Annotated in this window: 21 protein-coding genes; 6 read left to right on the top strand and 15 right to left on the bottom strand. The window is 67.1% G+C overall.

Annotated features, from left to right (window positions below; all coding sequences use genetic code 11):
* Positions 1–2: 2 nt before the first annotated feature.
* From G7071_RS07125 to G7071_RS07100, 6 genes are all read right to left on the bottom strand, one after another.
* Positions 3–977, bottom strand: coding sequence for an ATP-grasp domain-containing protein (locus G7071_RS07125; RefSeq protein WP_166316681.1), 975 nt, complete (start codon positions 975–977; stop codon positions 3–5).
* Positions 970–2,214 (bottom strand): glycosyltransferase family 4 protein, encoded by a 1,245-nt coding sequence (locus tag G7071_RS07120; RefSeq protein WP_246210623.1) that lies wholly within the window; start codon positions 2,212–2,214, stop codon positions 970–972. Before G7071_RS07120 ends, G7071_RS07125 begins: the two co-directional genes overlap by 8 nt.
* A 32-nt stretch (positions 2,215–2,246) precedes the next feature.
* The gene (locus tag G7071_RS07115) at positions 2,247–2,864 is read right to left on the bottom strand and encodes a sugar transferase (RefSeq protein WP_166316675.1); all 618 of its coding nucleotides are present in this window, start codon (positions 2,862–2,864) and stop codon (positions 2,247–2,249) included.
* Entirely contained in the window at positions 2,861–3,991 is a 1,131-nt protein-coding gene (locus tag G7071_RS07110; protein ID WP_246210559.1) for a DegT/DnrJ/EryC1/StrS family aminotransferase, read from the bottom strand. The genes G7071_RS07115 and G7071_RS07110 overlap by 4 nt, the downstream gene beginning before the upstream one ends.
* 1 nt (position 3,992) lies before the next feature.
* Positions 3,993–5,828, bottom strand: coding sequence for a polysaccharide biosynthesis protein (locus G7071_RS07105; RefSeq protein WP_246210558.1), 1,836 nt, complete (start codon positions 5,826–5,828; stop codon positions 3,993–3,995).
* A 130-nt stretch (positions 5,829–5,958) separates the two neighbouring features.
* The gene (locus G7071_RS07100) at positions 5,959–6,252 is read right to left on the bottom strand and encodes a hypothetical protein (protein ID WP_166316670.1); all 294 of its coding nucleotides are present in this window, start codon (positions 6,250–6,252) and stop codon (positions 5,959–5,961) included.
* On the opposite strand from G7071_RS07100, the gene G7071_RS07095 reads away from it, so the two are divergent.
* A complete protein-coding gene (locus G7071_RS07095) occupies positions 6,241–6,753 on the top strand; it encodes a hypothetical protein (protein ID WP_166316667.1) in 513 nt (170 codons plus the stop codon). The genes G7071_RS07100 and G7071_RS07095 overlap by 12 nt on opposite strands.
* Positions 6,750–8,201: a nucleotidyltransferase domain-containing protein gene (locus tag G7071_RS07090; protein WP_166316664.1), complete on the top strand. Its 1,452-nt coding sequence runs from the start codon at positions 6,750–6,752 to the stop codon at positions 8,199–8,201. Before G7071_RS07095 ends, G7071_RS07090 begins: the two co-directional genes overlap by 4 nt.
* Here the strand turns inward: G7071_RS07090 and G7071_RS07085 are convergent.
* On the bottom strand, positions 8,198–8,689 hold the full coding sequence (locus G7071_RS07085; protein WP_166316661.1) for a hypothetical protein: 492 nt from the start codon (positions 8,687–8,689) through the stop codon (positions 8,198–8,200). The genes G7071_RS07090 and G7071_RS07085 overlap by 4 nt on opposite strands.
* 258 nt (positions 8,690–8,947) lie before the next feature.
* On the opposite strand from G7071_RS07085, the gene G7071_RS07080 reads away from it, so the two are divergent.
* The gene (locus tag G7071_RS07080; protein WP_166316659.1) at positions 8,948–10,039 is read left to right on the top strand and encodes a YveK family protein; all 1,092 of its coding nucleotides are present in this window, start codon (positions 8,948–8,950) and stop codon (positions 10,037–10,039) included.
* On the top strand, positions 10,027–10,380 hold the full coding sequence (locus G7071_RS07075) for a CpsD/CapB family tyrosine-protein kinase (RefSeq protein WP_166316657.1): 354 nt from the start codon (positions 10,027–10,029) through the stop codon (positions 10,378–10,380). Before G7071_RS07080 ends, G7071_RS07075 begins: the two co-directional genes overlap by 13 nt.
* A 6-nt stretch (positions 10,381–10,386) precedes the next feature.
* Here the strand turns inward: G7071_RS07075 and G7071_RS07070 are convergent, their stop codons facing one another.
* Positions 10,387–11,535 carry a glycoside hydrolase family 16 protein gene (locus tag G7071_RS07070; protein WP_166316655.1) on the bottom strand — a complete coding sequence of 383 codons (1,149 nt, stop codon included), beginning with the start codon at positions 11,533–11,535 and terminating at the stop codon, positions 10,387–10,389.
* A 226-nt stretch (positions 11,536–11,761) separates the two neighbouring features.
* Here G7071_RS07070 and G7071_RS07065 point away from each other — a divergent pair, with 226 nt between their 5' ends.
* Positions 11,762–12,349, top strand: coding sequence for a hypothetical protein (locus tag G7071_RS07065; RefSeq protein ID WP_166316653.1), 588 nt, complete (start codon positions 11,762–11,764; stop codon positions 12,347–12,349).
* Position 12,350: 1 nt separating this feature from the next.
* Here the strand turns inward: G7071_RS07065 and G7071_RS07060 are convergent, their stop codons facing one another.
* From G7071_RS07060 to G7071_RS07040, 5 genes are all read right to left on the bottom strand, one after another.
* On the bottom strand, positions 12,351–12,608 hold the full coding sequence (locus G7071_RS07060) for a hypothetical protein (protein WP_166316651.1): 258 nt from the start codon (positions 12,606–12,608) through the stop codon (positions 12,351–12,353).
* Positions 12,609–12,657: 49 nt separating this feature from the next.
* Positions 12,658–13,074: a DUF4395 domain-containing protein gene (locus G7071_RS07055; protein WP_166316649.1), complete on the bottom strand. Its 417-nt coding sequence runs from the start codon at positions 13,072–13,074 to the stop codon at positions 12,658–12,660.
* A complete protein-coding gene (locus G7071_RS07050) occupies positions 13,071–13,391 on the bottom strand; it encodes a thioredoxin family protein (protein WP_206062937.1) in 321 nt (106 codons plus the stop codon). The genes G7071_RS07055 and G7071_RS07050 overlap by 4 nt, the downstream gene beginning before the upstream one ends.
* A gap of 220 nt (positions 13,392–13,611) precedes the next feature.
* Positions 13,612–13,908: a DUF1416 domain-containing protein gene (locus tag G7071_RS07045; protein ID WP_166316645.1), complete on the bottom strand. Its 297-nt coding sequence runs from the start codon at positions 13,906–13,908 to the stop codon at positions 13,612–13,614.
* Positions 13,908–14,768, bottom strand: a complete 861-nt coding sequence (locus tag G7071_RS07040; protein WP_166316643.1) for a sulfurtransferase — start codon at positions 14,766–14,768, stop codon at positions 13,908–13,910. Before G7071_RS07040 ends, G7071_RS07045 begins: the two co-directional genes overlap by 1 nt.
* Before the next feature lie 348 nt (positions 14,769–15,116).
* Here G7071_RS07040 and G7071_RS07035 point away from each other — a divergent pair, with 348 nt between their 5' ends.
* The gene (locus G7071_RS07035) at positions 15,117–15,917 is read left to right on the top strand and encodes a class I SAM-dependent methyltransferase (protein WP_166316641.1); all 801 of its coding nucleotides are present in this window, start codon (positions 15,117–15,119) and stop codon (positions 15,915–15,917) included.
* On the opposite strand, the gene G7071_RS07030 is transcribed toward G7071_RS07035, so the two are convergent.
* A complete protein-coding gene (locus tag G7071_RS07030) occupies positions 15,886–16,836 on the bottom strand; it encodes a glycosyltransferase family 4 protein (RefSeq protein ID WP_246210622.1) in 951 nt (316 codons plus the stop codon). The two genes, G7071_RS07035 and G7071_RS07030, sit on opposite strands and share 32 nt — an antisense overlap.
* Before the next feature lie 252 nt (positions 16,837–17,088).
* Complete coding sequence (locus tag G7071_RS07025; RefSeq protein ID WP_166316639.1) at positions 17,089–18,063, bottom strand: NAD-dependent epimerase/dehydratase family protein; 975 nt, start codon at positions 18,061–18,063, stop codon at positions 17,089–17,091.
* Between the last annotated feature and the right edge of the window lie 143 nt (positions 18,064–18,206).

Below are 18,206 nucleotides of genomic sequence, written 5' to 3'. Positions count from 1 at the left end.
CATTACGGAAGTCCCCGCATGAACACCGCAGTGTCATAGCGCAACATCAGGTACTGATCCATCCACTCAAGACTGGCCGTGGGAGTCCGCCCCGAGCGTTCCTGAACCAGCCAGAGAGGAAACTGCGCCCCCGCAGCCCACGACAACGGATAGCCTCCTCCGAACCGGGCGTTCACCTCGATGACGCGCATGTCTCCATCGTCGGCGAGGAAGATCTGGACATTCAGCACTCCAAATGCCCCAGGCAAAGCGTTGGACACCCTGGTGGCCAAGTCAACCAGACCGGAATCGCGGACCGTCAGTCCTTTGGACACCTCTCCCGCCCGCGTCTCGAGGCGTCGCCGTGGAACGGCACTCCTGCATCGACCGTGCCTGTCCACCAAGAGGTCCACGGTGTATTCCTCACCGCTGGCAACCTCCTCGATGACGTAGTCAAGGCTCTCGTCGACACCCGTGAGTTCCTCGAGGCTCGTGATCCGGCGCAATCCGATCGACGACGATCCGCGGGCAGGCTTGGCGATAAGGGGGAATCTGAAGTCCCCTCCCCGATCGAGCTCGGCGAGGTCCCATTGCTGAACTCGCGGCAGATCGTGCTTGCCTAGCCATTCGTTGGTGAGCCGCTTGTCCTGCGCGGTCCGGATGGTCGACTGGTCGGACACCCACACGGTGGTGCCGAGTTCGGCGAAGCGTTGCCGGTGCTCGGAAAGAACTGGGAGTTCGGTGTCGATCGTAGGGATCAGGTCCGTGATCTGGCGACGCTCGCAGACCTGGAGCAGCGCGTCGACGTACCCTTGATCTGCGATGGGCGGCACGAGGTCGAGGCCGTCAGACAGCCAACCAGCGGCAGTGAGCGCCGACCTGTCGACAGTGAACACGCCTCCGCCCTGGCCATTGAGTTCGACCACTTCTCGCAGGATCTTGACGAGTTCACCTCGACGGCCAGCGCTCGTCACCAGGAAGTTGACGGGGTCACGCACGGCGGTCCTCAGAAGCTGCGCTCAGCGCGTGTGCCAGCCGATCAACACCTACTGCCTGCTTCATCACGCCCTCGTAGTAGTGCCTGCCTCGCTCTCCCATGGCCGTCAGCTCTGCACTAGAAAGGCCGACCATCTGGACGAGTGCGTCGGCGATCTTCGCCGTATCTCCCGGTGGTGCAACCACACCCGCACCCGACTCCCGGACCACACGCGCTAGATCTCCCGCAGCGCATGCAAGAACGGGCTGTGCCGCCGAGAGAACCGACTGGATCTTGCTCGGCATGGTGACCTCGAAGAGAGGGTTCTTGATAAGGGAGACGAGTTGGGCATTCGCCTGGCGCGTCAACGGTGAGAGATCGTCTCTGGTCATGAAACCGAGAAAGTGGACGCGCGCGGGCGCCATCGACTCTGCCAAACTCATGAGCCCCTGCTTCGCGACTCCATCACCCACGAGCACGAGGTGCACGGGGCGACCCGGGGCATTGAGCCGGACATCGGCCATAGCTCTTACGACCGCATCAAGGCCCTGCGCGTCGCCGTGGTTACCGGCGTACATCACCACGAAGGCTTCCGCTGGCAGACCTAGCATCGCTCGAAGATCTGCCTCCGCTCCCGTGGGAATGTCTTCACTCATTGTCTCGGGGGGAAGCCAGTTGTACACGAGACTAATTTTCTCGGCCTCAACACCGCGTTCCACCAGCAGGTCCTTCATGCCCGGAGAGATCACGACGATGCCGGAAGCTTGGCGATAAAAGGCCTGCACCATGGACTCGAGCAGACTTCGCACCAAGCGACCGGCACGACCGGGCAAGAATCCCGATGCGAACACTGAGTCGGGCCATAGGTCCTGTATCTGCAGAACGTAGGGCAGTCCTGCCATCCGTCGCCACATCAGGGGAGCGAGGGCTGCCGTCGCAGGAGACGAGTAAACGAGGACGACATCCGCTTCACGCTGGGCTCTCCAGCCGAAAAGAGAACTCGAGAGAGCCCATGACAGGTAGTTCACGATTCGGCCCAACGCGCTTCGATCGTGGCTGGGATATACAGGCGTCCTCAGGACGGGCACCTTGTCGACGGCGTCCTGGCGCAGCGCCCAGGCTTTATAGCCCGGGCGAACCCGACCGCTTGGGTAGTTCGGCTGCGCTGTCAGGACGGATACGTCTAGGCCGGCGTCTCGTAGTCCATCGACGATCCACCCAGGCTGGGTGACCGGTTCTGGGGCATACCACTGGCACACGAACAAGACCCGCAGCGGTTGCGAGGCAACTCTCACGGTGAGTTCTCACCGACTCCGAAAAATTCCGGCATCGTGACATCTTCGTCCGCATTGATCCCGTCTCGCTTGAGCACCTGGGCGACAGTGCGGAACAAGATCGTCACGTCCAGCAGGAGGCTTCGTCGGTCGGCATACTCCACGTCCTTGGCGAACTTGGCGTCCCAGGTCAGGGCATTGCGGCCACTGACCTGCGCGAGACCGGTGATGCCTGGTCGGACCTCATGTCGACGTGCCTGCTCCGGGGTGTAGCGGTCGAGATAGCGCACCAGCAGCGGTCGCGGGCCGACCAGGCTCATGTCGCCCCGCACCACGTTCCATAAAGTCGGAAGCTCATCGAGGCTGGTCGAGCGCAGGAAGGCACCGAAGGGCGTCAGACGCTGTTCGTCGGTCACGAGACCACGCGACTCGTCGGGCTCGAGCATGGTGCGGAACTTCACCAGCTCGAACACCTGGCCGCCCCGGCCCGGACGGTCCTGGCGGAACAGGACCGGCGAACCCAGGTTCTGTCGCACCAGGGCAGCGATGACCAGCTGGAACGGCGCGGAAAGAGCCAGGCCTACCGCTGCTACGAACACGTCGATCAGTCGTTTGGCCACGTCGTAGGGCTTCACGTGCCGATCACCCCGCGGATGACGTCCTCGACACGACCGAACTGCTCCTCAGTCAGGACCGAGCCGGCGGGGAGCGTGAGGCCGTTGTCGAAGACACGTTCCGAGCTGCCGTCGATGATCCCTCTCCAGCCCTTCGACACCGGCTGCAGGTGCATCGGCTTCCACACCGGCCTGGTCTCGATCCTGGCTGCCGTCATGGCACCCCCTAGATCCTGCGTGGTCCACGCTGACTGATCCGGGTCGACGACGATGGGGGTCAGCCAACAGTTGTCACCGGTGTCGTCCTGGCCGCCGAGGACTCGCACGCCAGGCTGGTCGGCGAAGAGCGCGTGATAGCGGTCGCGCCAGTTGCGGCGGCGCTTCAGCATGTCGTCCAGGCGAACCAGCTGCGCCCGCCCGAGTGCCGCAAGGATATTGGAGAGCCGATAGTTGTAGCCGACCTCTGTGTGCTCGTAGTGCGGGACCGGCTCGCGCGCCTGCGTCGAAAGCTTGCGCACGTGGGAGGCGAGACGCTCGTCGTCGGTCAGCAGCATGCCGCCCCCGGACGTGGTCATGATCTTGTTGCCGTTGAACGACAGGACCGATGCCGCGCCAAAGGATCCCGCCGCTCGCCCGCGGTATGTCGCGCCCAGAGACTCCGCGGAGTCAGCGAGCAACCGAGCCCCGGCACCGGTCGTGAGGGAGGCGATGGCGTCGTAGTCGACGCACTTGCCGAAGAGGTCGACCGGGATGACCGCTGACACCCGACTGCCCTCGGCGCGGAGCTGGTCGAGTCCCCGGGCGAGCAGGTCGGGGCTCATGTTGCCTGACTCGGGGTCGGCGTCGATGTAGAACGGTTCAGCGCCGACATAGCGGATGGCATTGACGGTCGCTGCGAACGTAAACGTCGAGACCGGCACCACGTCGCCCGGGCCAACACCCCAGGAGATCAACGCCAAGTGGAGTGCCGCTGTGCCCGAGGACAGGCCCACGGCATGGGCGACCCCCAGACGCTCGGCCATTTCGACCTCGAACGCGTTCAGGTCTGGTCCGGCAGGTGCGACCCAACCGGATCGCATCGAAGCGAGGACGTATTCCTGCTCGAGCTCGCCGACGTCCGGCGGCGACAGGAGGATGTCGAAGCTCACGTCAGCCCTGCACCACGCTGAGACGAGGTTCGGACTCGGGCTCGATCCGCACCCACTCCTCGTACAGGCTGAGGAGGCCGAGGTAGGGCACGTCGTCATAACAGCGTCGCACCTGGTCGAGCGGCAGCGGTGGCACGGGCGCGTGTGACAGCAGCGGGTGGGATGAGCGGACGTCCGGCTCGGCCTTGCCGAAGAGCTGCTCGTGCAGCTTCTCTCCGTCGCGCAGACCGGTGTAGACGATCTGGATGTTCTTGCCTGACTGCTCGATCAACTGCCGAGCGACGTCCTCGATCAGGACGGGCTCGCCCATATCCAGGATGTAGGCCTCGCCTTCGGTGCCGATGGCGCCGGCCTGGATGACGAGCTGAACAGCCTCTTCCACGGTCATGAAGTAGCGCGTCACCTCGGGATGCGTCACCGTCACCGGGCCACCGTTGGCGATCTGGGACGTGAAGGCAGTGAGCACAGAGCCGCGACTCCCGAGCACGTTGCCGAAGCGCACGCTGAAGTAGGAGCCCGTTGCCCGCCGGGCGACCTCGGCGGTGAGTCGTTCGGCGACGCGTTTGGAGTAGCCGAGGACGCTGCTCGGGTCGGCGGCCTTGTCGGTGGAAATGTTGACGAAGCGCTCGACGCCGACCTCAGCAGCGGCCGTGAGGACGTTGGCGGTGCCGAGAACGTTGGTCTTCATCGCCTCATGCGGATACTGCTCGAGCATCGGCAGATGCTTCAGCGCCGCCGCGTGGAAGACCACCTCAGGCCGGCGGGCCTGAAAGATGCGACGCAGGGCAGCTTCGTCGCGGATGTCGTTGAGGACGACATCGGTCCCGTCGAGCATCGCCTGCCCCCTGAGAAGGAGCTGCACCGAGTGGAGGGCCGACTCGTCCCGATCGAGCATGATCAGCTCCGACGGACCCCACCGGTCGATCTGTCGGCACAATTCCGAGCCGATCGAGCCTCCGGCGCCGGTGACGAGAACCCGCTTGCCGGTGAGATAGCCGGCGATCGACTCAATGTCTGTCTCGACCATCTTGCGTCCGAGGAGGTCACGCATGTCAAGGTCGCGGACATCGCGGACGTCGGCATTGGAGGAAAACGTCTCGTGCACGGGCGGCAGCACCTTGACCGCGAGTCCAAGCACCTTCGCCGCCTCCGACACCCGACGGACGAGGTCAGCCGACGCGCTCGGTATGGCGATGACCACCACCTGCGCGTCGGTTCTAGCCGTCGCCGCCGCGAGGTCGTCGACGGTGCCGAGGACCGGGATGCCGAAGTGACGGCGACGGCGCTTCCACGGGTCGTCGTCCAGGAAACCCACCGGTCGCATCGGTGACTGAGATTCCAGCATCGACTGCGTCAGGCGACGACCGCTCCACCCAGCACCGATCACCAGCGTTGGCGGATGAGCCAGATGCCCGCCCGAGAAGGCGTGGTCGGACTGATAACGCCACAGCGCCCGTCCGACGATGATGATGAAGAGGGCCAAGAAGGTCGCGGTGAAGGGGAGGCTGCGGGGGACCGGGTGCGCCGGGACCGCCATGTTGACGCCCCCAACAACCACGCCGCCGGCCACCGTTACCAAGCCGAGGAAGATCGTCTCCTCGACCGAGGCCACCGCGACGCGCCCCTGATAAACACGGAAACCGATGGCCAAGACCCAGTGCAGCAAGACTGCTGAGATGCCGACGAGAGCGAGGTCGGGGAAGTCCGTGGTGAGGAGACTCTCATCGCGCAAGATCGTGGCCATGACATAGGAGAAGGCAATCACTGCACCGTCGAAGCCCATCAGCACCGGGGTGCGTCGAGAGCGCAGCCCGCGTTCGACCGCTTCGCGTGACATGACTCCCCCTAGGACAGTTCGATGACCGCCGCAGCGGCTGCGAATTCTCGTTCGAGTGTTTCACGGACCGCCTGAACCGGTGGCGGATGCCGACAAAATGCGGACATAGATCCTGTGATGTCGCGCTCACCTAGGGTTGGCGCGTGCTGAGACTTGGAGTGACGCGTCTGACGGTCCGAGCTCTTGGTGTCGACATCGCGTTGGAGGTCGAGCCACAGATCGCCTCGGCCGTCGAACGTGCCTGGGCGGACTGCCTGTTGCCCCCGGTGAAGGGCGCGATGCGACCCCGCTCAAGATCGAGGTCCGGCTCGGGGCAGCCGGCGACGTCCACGGCAACAGCATCGACGAGCTGCTCCACCACTTGTCGCCGGTCGTCACGCAGCGTGCCATAGCGGCGCGAGCCGGCGACTTGGTGATGCTGCATGCCGCGGCACTCGCCGACCCTGTCACCGGGGCCACCGCGGTGCTGGTGGCACCGTCGGGAACCGGCAAGACCACGGCCTCGACCGTGCTGGGCCGACACCTTGCCTACCTCACGGACGAGACTGCCGGCCTCACCTTCGACGGCGCGGTGTTGCCGTACCGCAAGCCACTCTCGATCATCGAGTCCGGCCACCTCAAGGCTCAACGATCCCCGAGCGACCTCGGCCTGGTCACCTCTGTTCAGAACTGCCACCTTGTTGCGCTGCTCGTCATCGAGCGACGCCCCGCGCATGAGGGCGAACCACTGGTCCTCGAGTTGGAGACGGTGGACGCACTTGCAGCGCTTGCTCCTGAGGCATCCTCGCTCAGTCGACTCGACCGTCCGCTGCAACGACTTGTGACCCTGATCCGACATGCTGGCGGAGTGCGACACGTGACCTACTCCGAGGCGGCCACCCTTGCTCCTGTCATCCAGGCGCTGCTGGAACGATCTCCCCGATGATGGTCTATCGCGGCTCCCTGCAGGACGTCTACATCGAGGAGGGCCGATCCGCCGTCTTCGTCCGAGACCAGGTGATCGTCCTCTCTGAGATCGCCACCGCCATCCTCGAAGCCACTCCAGCCATCGGATCGGTCTCCCTGACGGAGATCACCCGAAAAGTCGTGGACACCTACGGCGATCCCGAGCCTCCGCTCGACGCCACTGACGTGACACACGAGCATGTCCTCGAGCTAGTCGCTCATGAAGTGCTTCGGGTGGACTCCGCGGCCCAACCCCAGCCATTCACCCCAGACAGCGTGGAGGCTCTGCGTGGTGCGCTGCGACACCTCCTGTCACACGACACCAAGCGATGGCAGCTGCCACGGGGCGTCACCGGCTCGCAGCTTGTCTCGGCCGCCGAGCGTCATCGGGTGGTGCCGACCCTGACAAATGGTCTCGATCGCTTGCTTCTCCCCGCCCATGAGCGCGCGCGACTAGGCGCCATCACGGCGCAAGAAGCCGCCACCGTTGCCGTGATGGGCGCGGAACTGGCCGAGCTCGTCGATGCCTTGGAACGCGCAGGAGTTCGCGTCCTGGCATTCAAGGGCCTAGCCCTCGCGGTCCAAGCTCACGGGGACGTGGCCGCGCGTGGAACTGGTGACCACGACCTTCTTGTGTCTCCCTCCGAGCTAGAACGCGCCTACGACATATTGCAGTCCCTCGGCTGGAAGGCCACCGGCGGCTTTCCCCGCCCTAGCGACTCGTGGGCGTGGTCTTACTTCGTCCGCACGTACTACGAGCTGTCCCTTGCACGACGTGGCCACATGATCGACCTGCACTGGCACGTCGGCCCGGTCAGGGCCGCGTTCCCGTCCTTCGATGAGCTGTGGGAGCGACATCAACGGGTCCGCATCCACGACAAGGACATCCCCACTCTGTCGCCGTACGACGCTTTGGCGCACTCTGCATCCCACAGCGCCAAGGATCACTGGCGCTGGCTACGCGGGCTGCTCGACGTCTGGCTGCTCATGCAAGACGACGCGACGTGGCGGGCAGCAGACCGTCCGCTGCGCCACGACCAGCTCCTCAGCCTCGGATTGGCTGCGCGACTGTTCGGGGTTCCGGTCGGCGTTCCCTCCGTCGTCCACGACGCCGAGCGATTGGTCACCACCGCGTCTGACGCAGCACTGGTGTGGCAAGCACGGCCGGCTCAGATCGACGTGACGTCGCGCATCCCGGGAGTTGGACTACTCCGGGCCGCTGGGTCTCTTCGTCGCGCAGGAGCAAGCGAGGGCGACCTTCGACGCCAAGTGTGGTTGTCGGTTGTTCCCCCGACGTCCACCACCGACATCACGACACGGTCGGCCTGCGTCGCGATCCCCCGCGTGCTTGGTCGCCGTACCAAGGAAGTACTGACGCTGTGGCGACGCGCTGCGCTCGAACGACTGCGCAACGGACCGAGCGTCTAGGGGACGAAGGTCACGCTGGCCGTGGTGGTGCCGGACACCGTCCCATCGGTCCATTCGAAGACCACGGTGATCGTGTTGAACACGGTGTTGCCCTTGGAGTCGATGTCGATCGCCGGCATCGTCATCGTGCCGGAAGCCGCGACCGAACCATTGCTGGGTGTGTAGATGCCGCTCGAGGCATTGCCGTTGGCGCCGCCCGACCATCCGGAGCCGGCGACGGTGGGCAGGAACTTGCCGGCTCCCGGCGTGCCGTTGAAGCTCACGGTGAAGGTCGCCCTGAGGACCGTGAGGGGAGCGCTCCCGGCTGTGAGCACTGGGCTCACGGTGTAGACGCCGTTGGAGACGGTCGGTGACGCGAGGGTGGCCGACGGGGAGGGGTTGGAGTTCGCGAACGCCGGCGACGCCACTGCGAGCGAGACCGCCGGAGCCGTCCAGACCGCAGTCCGCACGACGGTCCTGCGAGTGGGCATCAGGTTGTTCTTCGACATGTGTATGAGTCCTTCGTCGTAGGTTGGTGCTGAGTCCCGAGGAAGGCTCTGATCCGCCCGTTGCAGCAAGTCTCCGGGGGCGTGCCGCCCGGGTACCGCTCTGTGTTTGAGCCCTGTGCGACCTGTGGCTGAACTGTTTAGATCTGAACCACTTCGGTAGACTTCTCCTCGTTCCACCCCCAGGAATCGAGCCCGTGCCTAGACTCGACACGGGCAGTCGCCCTGCTAGAGCTGGCGATTTCGACAAGGGACGACTCCATGGAACTGGCCGACTATCTGCGGATCCTGCGCAACCACTGGATGGCCGTGCTGGTGCTGGTCACGCTCGGCGCAGGCGCCGCGTTCGGCTGGAGCTCGCTCCAGCCGAAGGTCTATGCAGCGAGCTCGTCGGGCTTCGTGACCTCAGGCGCCGGCGGCGACGCCGGCCTGGCAAATCTCGATGACACGTTGTCCAAGTCACGCGCGGCGTCCTACGTCGTGCTGGCGAAGGACCGCGACACGGCCTCGATCGTGATCGACGACCTCGACCTCGACGTCGCGCCTGAGAGCCTCGTCGGCAACATCACCGCCGCGCAGACGCCCGACACCGTGATCATCCAGATCACCGCCCGCGCCCCCACCCCCCAGAGCGCCCAGGAGCTCGCCGACGCCTGGGTCTCTGCGCTGGCCGAGCGCGTCTCGGACATCGAGTCGGGGGGCAGCCGCAGCGGCGGGATGCGGATCGATGTGTCGGAGTCGGCGCAGCTGCCCACCAGCCCCGTGTCTCCCAACGTCATGCGCAACGTGCTCCTCGGAGCACTCCTCGGCGGCATGCTCGGCATGGGCTATGCCGTGGTGCGTTCGATGCTCGACCGTCGCATCAGGTCCTCCGAGGACGTCGACCGAGTCTCAGACACCGCCGTCGTCGGCGCCGTGCCCGACCTGGGCAACGCCCCGGGCGTCTTCGTGACGTCAACCGGGATCGGGGTCCACAGCCAGGCCGCCGAGGCCATCCGACGACTGCGGACCAACCTCTCCTACATGGACGTGGACAATCCGCCGCGGGCGATCGTCGTCACCAGCCCCAAGCAGGGCGACGGGAAGTCCACGTTGGCCGCCAACCTGGCTGGCGCCATCGCCCTGTCCGGTCAGCCGGTGACCTTGGTGGATGCAGACCTGCGCCGGCCCAACATCGCTCGCCTCATGGAGGTCGACGACGCCGTGGGCCTGACGGACGTGCTCACCAATCGGCTGGCCCTCAGCGAAGCAACCCAACCCCACCCCGCCATCGATGGGCTCACGGTCCTGACGTCCGGGTCTCGTCCCCCAACCCCAGCGAGATCCTGGGCTCACGGGCGATGGGCGAGCTGATCAGGGAGCTGGCTGCGAGGGGGATGGTGATCATCGACGCGCCCCCGCTGCTGCCGGTCACCGATGCGGCCATCGTCGCCCATCAGGCCGACGGCGCCATCGTCGCTGTGTCGACCGGACGCACGCTCGACACCGAGCTCTCCTCGGCGCTCGAGCACCTCCGCGCCGTGCACGCGCGGCCGCTCGGCGTGATCCTCAATCGGGTCTCTCGGCGCAACGTGGGCTCGGGCAACTACGCCCGCTACGGCTACGCCCCCGACGACTATGTCGAGAACAGCGAGGCGACGCGGAAGGGCCTGCGGTCTGACAAGTCCCAGGCCAAGGACAGCTCAGCGGTCTGAGTCGCCTCACGCCTCAGTCGGGGCCCAGACCTTCACCCAGTCGACGTCCATGTGCTGAGGCAGGTTCTCGTCGCCCTGGAGGTGCTGGATCTCGTAGTCGGAGCTGAGCAGGCTCAGGACGAGGAACTCCGGGCGACCCGAGATTCCCTCGGTGATGGTGTTGGTGACCTGGCCGTCGATCCGGAAGACGTACTCCTCCGGGGTCCACTCGACCGAGAAGACGTGGAACTTCTTCGACCAGTCGTCGCCATACTGCTCGGGCTTCTTCAGCCAGCCGCCGGCCATCTTGCCCTTGGCCGTGGGGTGCCAGTAGATGAAGCTGGTCAGACCGCCGTCGGGGTGGTCGTCGCCGAAATATTCGATCACGTCGATCTCCGCACCGGTGTCCATCGGGTCTCCGACCGGCACGGTGCCGAGCCCCTGGAGCCAGAAAGCGCCGTGCTGGCCGCGGAGCTCCTGGAACTTGATCCGCGCGGCCGCGTGGCCGTAGGTGAAGTTGAAGGTGCTGCCGATGTGACCGTTGAGCCGGTAGGCGAACTTGTCCTTCTTGTAGGTGCAGTCGCCCTTGTCGGGGTCGTCGAGGACGCTCAGCCTCACCACCCCGTCGACCCACTGCGCCGCGTCGTCGGAGGCCTTGGAACACATCCGCACGCCGGCATAGCCCTGGTCGCGGGTCGCCCACGCAGCCGGGTCCTGGGCATCGAACTCGTCGACGAAGATCTCGGCGGGGGCCTCGGCGGTGGAGAGGTTGATGCCGACCGGCTTGTCGCCCAGAGCGATCACACGGAACTCCTCGGCCGCGCCGGTCGTCAGCGACACCCTTCCGTCTGCGTCGGTCTCGGCCGAGTCCTTGACCCTCCACTCGTCGCCCTCGGCGACCTGCAGCTCGACCGTGCGTCCTGCCTCGGCACCCTGGACGGTCGCGTCCACCACGAAGTCCGCATCGGTGGAGGCCTGGACGTCATCACCAGGAGCGGCCAGCTGAGGCAGAACCGTGGCGCTGATGCCCTCGCCGTCCTCGTAGTCCGCCTGGGTGAGCGAGCTGGTCTTGCCCTTGGCGTCCTCCGCGCAGGCGGCGAGCGCGGTGATGCAGACAGCGGCTGTCGCCAGGGTGGTCAGGCGGCGGACAATGGTCGTTCGTTGAGAGCGGCGCATGCGCAGCATCTTCACAAAACCGACAGCCGGCGACCAATCCCCGGCACATGCTGGGAACGAAATCCCCACCTACGCCAACGTAGATACAGCTCTCAGCCACCATTCACCCACAGGCCGATCGCTCCCCTGCAGCAGCCCCTTCGTGGCCCCTAGAGTCACGCTCGCACCCTCTCGGGGCCTACCAGCGCAGCCGCTCGCGGCGACGGACCAGCGGAGTCGAGCCTGAATGACCAACCACAGCCTGCTGCGCCGCGCGCCCCAGATGCCGCCTCATGAGGTGCCCGGCTTCAGCCACGCCCGCAAGAACGGCGCGGCCCCCCACGTCTCCTACACGCCGCCGTTCCTCTCGGTCACGCCCTCGTCGAAGAGCCGCCTGCTCCAAGGAAGCGGGATGGTCGGCGGCTGCCTCGCCGTGTGCTTTGCGGCCGGGTTTCTCGGATCGACGGGCGGGCGGCTGACGATCCTGGGCGCCGTCGGGGTCCTGGTCTCGCTCGCCGCCGCGATGGTCCTGGTCAGCCGCACCATCCGGTCGTTCGAGCGCGCACTCCTCTCCGAGCTCCAGCAGGGCTACACCACCACGCGAGCCCGCGGGACCTGGTGGCTGAGCAGCAGCCCCCACGGCGTCGTCAAGGACGGCTTCACCCGGTGGGACTTCCGGGGCACCTGGGTGTTGAGCGCGAAGGGCGTCGTCGTGACGGTTCCCGAGGCAGGTCACGAGCCCCCCGGCCTCTACCCGTCACCTCGCGCCATGGGGATGCTGGAGCTGTGGACCGGCCGGGAGTGGACCGGCTACCGGGTCCCCGATCACCACTGACTCAGGCCGGGCCGCCCGCCTCGCTGTCGGATGCCAGGGCTCGTACGTCGACGTCCTGACCGTCGGAGATCCGTTGCGCGACGTCGTCGCGCTGCTCGGGCGTCAGCGTCACGCCGGCCTCGGCCAGGCCGCGGTCGAGCTCGTCGTGGATGGTGCCCTCGGTCGCCGACTCCTGCCACGAGGTGACCCGGTCCACCACGCCCTGCAGCGCCTCGATCCGTGCGTCCTGCTGGTTCATGTCTTCTCCGCTTGTCGTCATGCACGCTCGGTGCCCAATGCCGGCGGCGGCATGCACAGGCGCGTGACGCTCAGGCGGAACGGACCCGCATGCCCAGGAGATAGAGCTCGCAGCCCAGGCAGAAGCCGAACACCGCGTTGAGCAGGGCGGCGGCGACCGCCATACCGATCGCGACCTGCGCGACCACGACCGCACCCGCGGCGAAGGCGACCAGCGCCACGAGGGTGAACCCGAGCCCGACGGCCTGGGCGAAGCGCGGCGGCCGGGGGTCCTCGAGCTCAGCCGGCGGCGACAGGCGCGGCCGGACGAGGCTCTTGAACACCAGCGCGGTCGGGGTGCGCTGGACGCCCAGGCCCGCACCGATGGCGAAGAAGACGGCCTGGAGCGCCACGATGGCGACCGCGACCGGCGTCGGCACGAGCAGCGCGGTCGCGAGCAGCACCAGCGTCACGGCGGCGGTGAAGCGAGGTCCGCGGGGATCGATCACGAGGTGGCTCCGGTCGGTAGGGCGGCGAGGACCTGCGCGCGCTGGGGCGCACCAGCAGCGCGGGTGAGCTCCCGGCCGACGTGGTCGAGGATCAGGGTCGTGGGCGTACGGCGGACGTCGAGCATCCGGACGAGATCGAGGTGCTTCTCCGCGTCGATCTCGACGTGGTGCACACCCGCCTCGCGGCTCGCGACGTCGTCGAGCACCACCCGGGTCGTGCGGCAGGGGGCGCAGAAGGCCGACGAGAACTGCACGAGGGTGGCCCGCTCACCGAGCGACTCCTCGGGAAGCGCATCGCTCACGCGTTGCCAAGCCATGCCCTGCTCATCCGGGGTTTCGTGACGGCGCTGGGGCGCCTCCTCAACCGCCGAGGAATCACGAAAGCCTCCGTCCGTGGCGCGACGAAACAGCCCGAAGGCGAGCGCCAGCACGAGGGCAGCGCCGAGGATCCAGATTCCGGTCACATCAGCCTCCAACGCAGCGAGCGGCCCCCGGAATTCCGGAAGCCGCTCGTGGTCTGCATCATGTCGATCGGTCTCAGACCGCGACCTGGACCTCGGCGACCGAGCCGACGGCCGCGACCACGCGGGTGTCGACAGGCTCGGCCTTGGGCGCCAGGGTGCGCAGGGTCCACTCGCCGTCGCCGGCGAAGAACCGGAAGTGACCGGTGGCCGAGGTGGGGACCTCGGCGGTGAACTCACCGGACCGGTCGAGCAGGCGGACGTAGGCGTTTGCCACGGGGTCCTGGCCACGCAGGACCTGGCCCTGGATCACGGCCTCCTTGGCGACGTTGACGCCGTCGAGCGACAGACCGCCCTCGGTCGCGCCGCACATCAGCGGGCCTCGTCGGCAGAGCCGGGCTCGTCGCCGAGCGCGATCGGGACACCCACGAGCGAGCCGTACTCGGTCCAGGAGCCGTCGTAGTTCTTGACGTTCTCGTGGCCCAGCAGCTCCTTGAGCACGAACCAGGTGATCGACGAGCGCTCACCGATGCGGCACAGGGCGATGGTGTCCTTGGACTCGTCGATGCCGACCTCGGCATACAGCGCCTTGAGGTCCTCGTCGGACTTGAAGGTGCCGTCGTCGTTGGCGTTCTTGCTCCACGGCACGTTGAGCGACGTGGGGATGTGGCCGGCGCGCTGCGACTGCTCCTGCGGCAGGTGGGCCGGGGCGAGGAGGCGCCCGGCGTATTCGTCGGGGCTGCGCACGTCGATCAGGTTCTGCACGCCGATCGCGGCCACGGCGTCGTCGCGGAAGGCGCGGATCGAGTGGTCCTGCTCGGTCGCGGTGTAGCTCGTCCTCGCGCGGGTCGGCAGCTCGTCGGTGAGCTCGCGGGAGTCGAGCTCCCACTTCTTGCGCCCGCCGTCCATCAGCACCACGTCGCGGTGGCCGTAGAGCTTGAAGTACCAGTACGCGTAGGCGGCGAACCAGTTGTTGTTGCCGCCGTAGAGCACGACCTTGTCGTCGTTGCTGACGCCACGCTCGGACAGGAGGGCCTCGAACTGCGCCTTGTTGACGAAGTCGCGGCGGACCTGGTCCTGCAGGTCGGTGGTCCAGTCGAGCTTGATCGCGTTGCGGATGTGGCCCTTGTCGTAGGCCGAGGTGTCTTCGTCGACCTCGATCAGGACGACGCCGTCGGTGTCGAGGTTGTCCTCGACCCACTGGACGGAAACGAGTGAGTCTTCGCGGCTCATGCGGGTGTGCTCCTTGATTGGTCGGACAGCTGTGGATGCAGAAGGGCTCGGCGGGGCAGCGCAGGGCATGCGAGAAGGTCCGCGCTCACGAGGGGTCCACGTAGAACGGTGGACGTCGGCCGAGATCGAGCAGGCGGATTCGTCAGGACATTCGACACAGCGCCGAGCGCGTGCGGCAGTGGTCCACTGCGCGGCGCTTGGTCAGCATGGTCGTGGTCATGATGTGGACTCTAAGGGCGGTGCCGCCCCGGGCATTCCATCGTCTCGCGATGTGGATGGCCGTTCCATGATGTGGGACGGGCGTGGGCGCACATAGGCTGAGAGCGTGACCGACGAGCACTCCCCAGCATGGCCGAGCTCCAGGAGGCCGACTATGGCGAGGGGCGCGACTACGCCTATGGCTCGCCGCACCTGACCCACGCCGGACTGGGCCGCCGGATCGAGGCCGAGCTGCGCGACCTGGTCGCCGCGATCGTCAGCGAGCGTGGCGAGTGCCGGGTCGTGGAGGTCGGCGCCGGGCACGGACCGATGACGGCCCACATGCTGGCCGCCGGCGCCAGCGTGACCGTCACCGAGATGAGCGAGCCCAGCGCACGCGTACTGGCTTCGACGTATGGCGATCGCGACGACGTCCGCGTCGTCCACGACCCTGACGGCGCGCGGACCCCGGACCTGGTGGCCCAAGGCTGCGACCTGTTGGTCTTCATCGGCGTGCTCCACCACATCCCTGACTACCTGACCGAGGTCGGCCGTCTCGTCGAGGCGATGCCCGAGGGCGGCTCGTTCTATTGCACGATGGATCCCACCTTCTATCCCACCCGGCCGCGCGGCCACCACGCCGCCGAGCGTGCGTCCTATCTCCTGTGGCGGGTCGCGCAGGGCAATCTCAGACGCGGCATCGCCACGCGCTGGCGGCGAGTGCGCGGGGTCTGGGACGAGACGCTGAACTCCGACATGGTCGAATATCACACCGTCCGACAAGGGGTGGACCAGGAAGCGCTGGCCGCCCTGCTCCGGCAGTACTTCACCGACGTCGACCTGCGGATCTACTGGTCCACGCAGGGCGGGGCTTTCCAGCGGCTCGGCGAGCGATTCGGGTGGACGTCGACGTTCGGGATCACCGCACGCGGCCGGACCGGGCGCGGCTGAGGACCTCCTCGAACACGTCAACGCAGGCGTCGAGGGAGAACTCGCGCTCCGCGAGCTGGCGGGCCTCGGCCCCCAGCTGGGCGAGCCTGTCGGGATTGCGCAGCAGGGCGTCTGCCCAACCAGCCGCGGCGGGCAGCGAGGAGCGCGTCGGCGGCGCCACGAACCCACCGGCGGCGGCCACCAGCTCGGCGGCCAGGTTCTCCGGCGGCATCAGCCCCAGCACCGGCCGACCGGCGGCGAGATAGGACAGCGTCTTGGACGGCACGGAGAACTCGCCGGCATCCTGCTCCAGCAGCACGACGAGCAGGTCGCCCGTGCCGAGCACGTCGGGCAGGTCGGCGTAGTCCTGGAAGGGAAGCAGCGTGAGCGGTACGCCGAGTCGCTGGGCCGCCGCACGTACGACCCCTTCGGCGGGGCCCTCGTTGACGACGACCAATCGGACCGGCGTCCCGGCGGCGCGGATCTCGTGGGCCAGCTCGACCAGCAGCTCGGGGTCGTGCTTGAGACCCAGGGTCCCGCTGTAGAGCAGGGTCTGCACCCCGACGAGGTCGTGCGAGCGGGCCCACTCGTTGGCGCGCGGCTGTGGGGTGATCTCGTCCAGGGGCGCCCAGTTGGGGATCACCCGCACCTTGGCCGCGGTCCCCCACTTCTCGTGCACAGCACGGAAGGCCGGCGTGATCGCGACGATCGCCGCAGCGCGCCGCGATCCCCACCGCTCCCCCCACTCCAGGACGCGGGCCAGCACGCCGAAGACCGGCGAGAGCTTGGTCCCGGCCAGCCGAGCCACCGCCACCGCCTGGACGTCCTGGTGCCAGAGCACGAACGGCCGCCGGCGCAGGAACAAGAAGGCGGCCAGCATCACCAGCATCGGGATCGGGGTGTTGGCCACGAGCACCAGGTCCGGGCGGGCCCGACGCAGGAGCTGCAGGAGGTCGAGCCCGATCCGCAGCTCCTGCAGCGATCGGCGTACGTAGCTCGTCTTGGCGATCCCCGGCCAACCGAGATCGGCTCGAAGCGGGTGGTCTCACCCGGTGCTGCGACCAGGTTGCCGTGCCCGCTGACATAGGCACCGCACCAGGAGTGGACGACATCGTGGCCCCGGCGGGACAGCTCGCGACTCAGCTGTGCCTGGAAGGGGTGTCCGCTGAAGTCGAAGACCAGCAGTCGCACGTCAGCCGAGCGATCGCTTCAGCTGGTCGTGCACCCAGGCGTAGGTGGTCTCGAGGCCGTCCAGGAGCGTGGTGGACGGAGCCCAGCCGTAGCGCTCCTCGATCAGGGTGTTGTCGCTGTTGCGCCCGCGCACGCCCAGGGGAGCGTCGAGCCGATAGCTGCGCGTGCAGGTGATGCCGGCGATCTGCTCGACGATGTCGACGAGCTGGTTGACGGTGACGAGCTCGGCGCTGCCGATGTTGACGGGGTCGGGGCTCGTCCCCCGCATCACGAGGTCGGTGCCCTGCAGGCAGTCGTCGATGTAGGTGAAGCTGCGGGTCTGCTCGCCGTCGCCCCAGATCTCCAGCTCGTGGTGACCCGTGATGGCAGCCAGCGCGATCTTGCGGCAGACCGCGGCCGGCGCCTTCTCGCGCCCACCCTCCCAGGTGCCGTGGGGGCCGTAGACGTTGTGGTAGCGCCCGACGCGGGTCTCCAGGCCGAAGTCCTCGAGGAAGTGGCGGCACATCCGCTCGGAGAAGAGCTTCTCCCAGCCATAGCCGTCCTCGGGCATGGCCGGATAGGCGTCGGCCTCCTTGAGCGCCGTCACCTGGGCCGTGTCCTGCAGGCCGGCGGGATAGACGCACGCCGACGAGGAGTAGAAGTAGCGCTCGACACCCTGGGCCTGGGCGGATGTGAGCATGTGGGTGCTGGTCAGCACCGACAGCATGCACGCGGCCTTGTTGTTCTCGATGAAGCCCATCCCGCCCATGTCGGCGGCGAGCATGTAGACCTCGCTGACGCCCTCGGTCGCCGACATCGCAGCATCGAGCAGGGAAAGGTCCTGCACCTGGTTGTCGGCATCGGCGTGCACCTGATGCCAGTCGCTGACGGGTTTGACGTCGACGCTGCGGACGTTCCTGCCCTCAGCGAGCAACCGACCGACCAGGTGGCCGCCGATGAAGCCGCCACCACCTGCCACCAGCACGTCCGCGCGCATGTCCCAGCCCTCCCATGTCCACTCCCTCATCCGTGACCGACGGGTGGGGGGTTAGGTCACTCTGCCACTTATTGGTTTCCCTGTGACGTGAGTCTCGATAGTTCAGGACAAGTGGGTCACCACGAGCCCGTCAAAACGACCGT

Origin of the sequence: Nocardioides piscis (genome assembly GCF_011300215.1) — a bacterium.
Classification (GTDB): Bacteria; Actinomycetota; Actinomycetes; order Propionibacteriales; family Nocardioidaceae; genus Nocardioides; species Nocardioides piscis.
This window is presented reverse-complemented; position numbering and strand designations above follow the sequence as displayed.

Coding starts and splice junctions, on each gene's coding strand:
- G7071_RS07105 (WP_246210558.1), bottom strand. CDS start 5,828: ATGTCACGCGAAGCGGTCGAACGCGGGCTGCGCTCTCGACGCACCCCG.
- G7071_RS07100 (WP_166316670.1), bottom strand. CDS start 6,252: ATGCAGCATCACCAAGTCGCCGGCTCGCGCCGCTATGGCACGCTGCGT.
- G7071_RS07090 (WP_166316664.1), top strand. CDS start 6,750: ATGATGGTCTATCGCGGCTCCCTGCAGGACGTCTACATCGAGGAGGGC.
- G7071_RS07085 (WP_166316661.1), bottom strand. CDS start 8,689: ATGTCGAAGAACAACCTGATGCCCACTCGCAGGACCGTCGTGCGGACT.
- G7071_RS07080 (WP_166316659.1), top strand. CDS start 8,948: ATGGAACTGGCCGACTATCTGCGGATCCTGCGCAACCACTGGATGGCC.
- G7071_RS07075 (WP_166316657.1), top strand. CDS start 10,027: ATGGGCGAGCTGATCAGGGAGCTGGCTGCGAGGGGGATGGTGATCATC.
- G7071_RS07070 (WP_166316655.1), bottom strand. CDS start 11,535: ATGCGCCGCTCTCAACGAACGACCATTGTCCGCCGCCTGACCACCCTG.
- G7071_RS07065 (WP_166316653.1), top strand. CDS start 11,762: ATGACCAACCACAGCCTGCTGCGCCGCGCGCCCCAGATGCCGCCTCAT.
- G7071_RS07060 (WP_166316651.1), bottom strand. CDS start 12,608: ATGACGACAAGCGGAGAAGACATGAACCAGCAGGACGCACGGATCGAG.
- G7071_RS07050 (WP_206062937.1), bottom strand. CDS start 13,391: ATGGCTTGGCAACGCGTGAGCGATGCGCTTCCCGAGGAGTCGCTCGGT.
- G7071_RS07045 (WP_166316645.1), bottom strand. CDS start 13,908: ATGTGCGGCGCGACCGAGGGCGGTCTGTCGCTCGACGGCGTCAACGTC.
- G7071_RS07040 (WP_166316643.1), bottom strand. CDS start 14,768: ATGAGCCGCGAAGACTCACTCGTTTCCGTCCAGTGGGTCGAGGACAAC.
- G7071_RS07035 (WP_166316641.1), top strand. CDS start 15,117: ATGGCCGAGCTCCAGGAGGCCGACTATGGCGAGGGGCGCGACTACGCC.
- G7071_RS07025 (WP_166316639.1), bottom strand. CDS start 18,063: ATGCGCGCGGACGTGCTGGTGGCAGGTGGTGGCGGCTTCATCGGCGGC.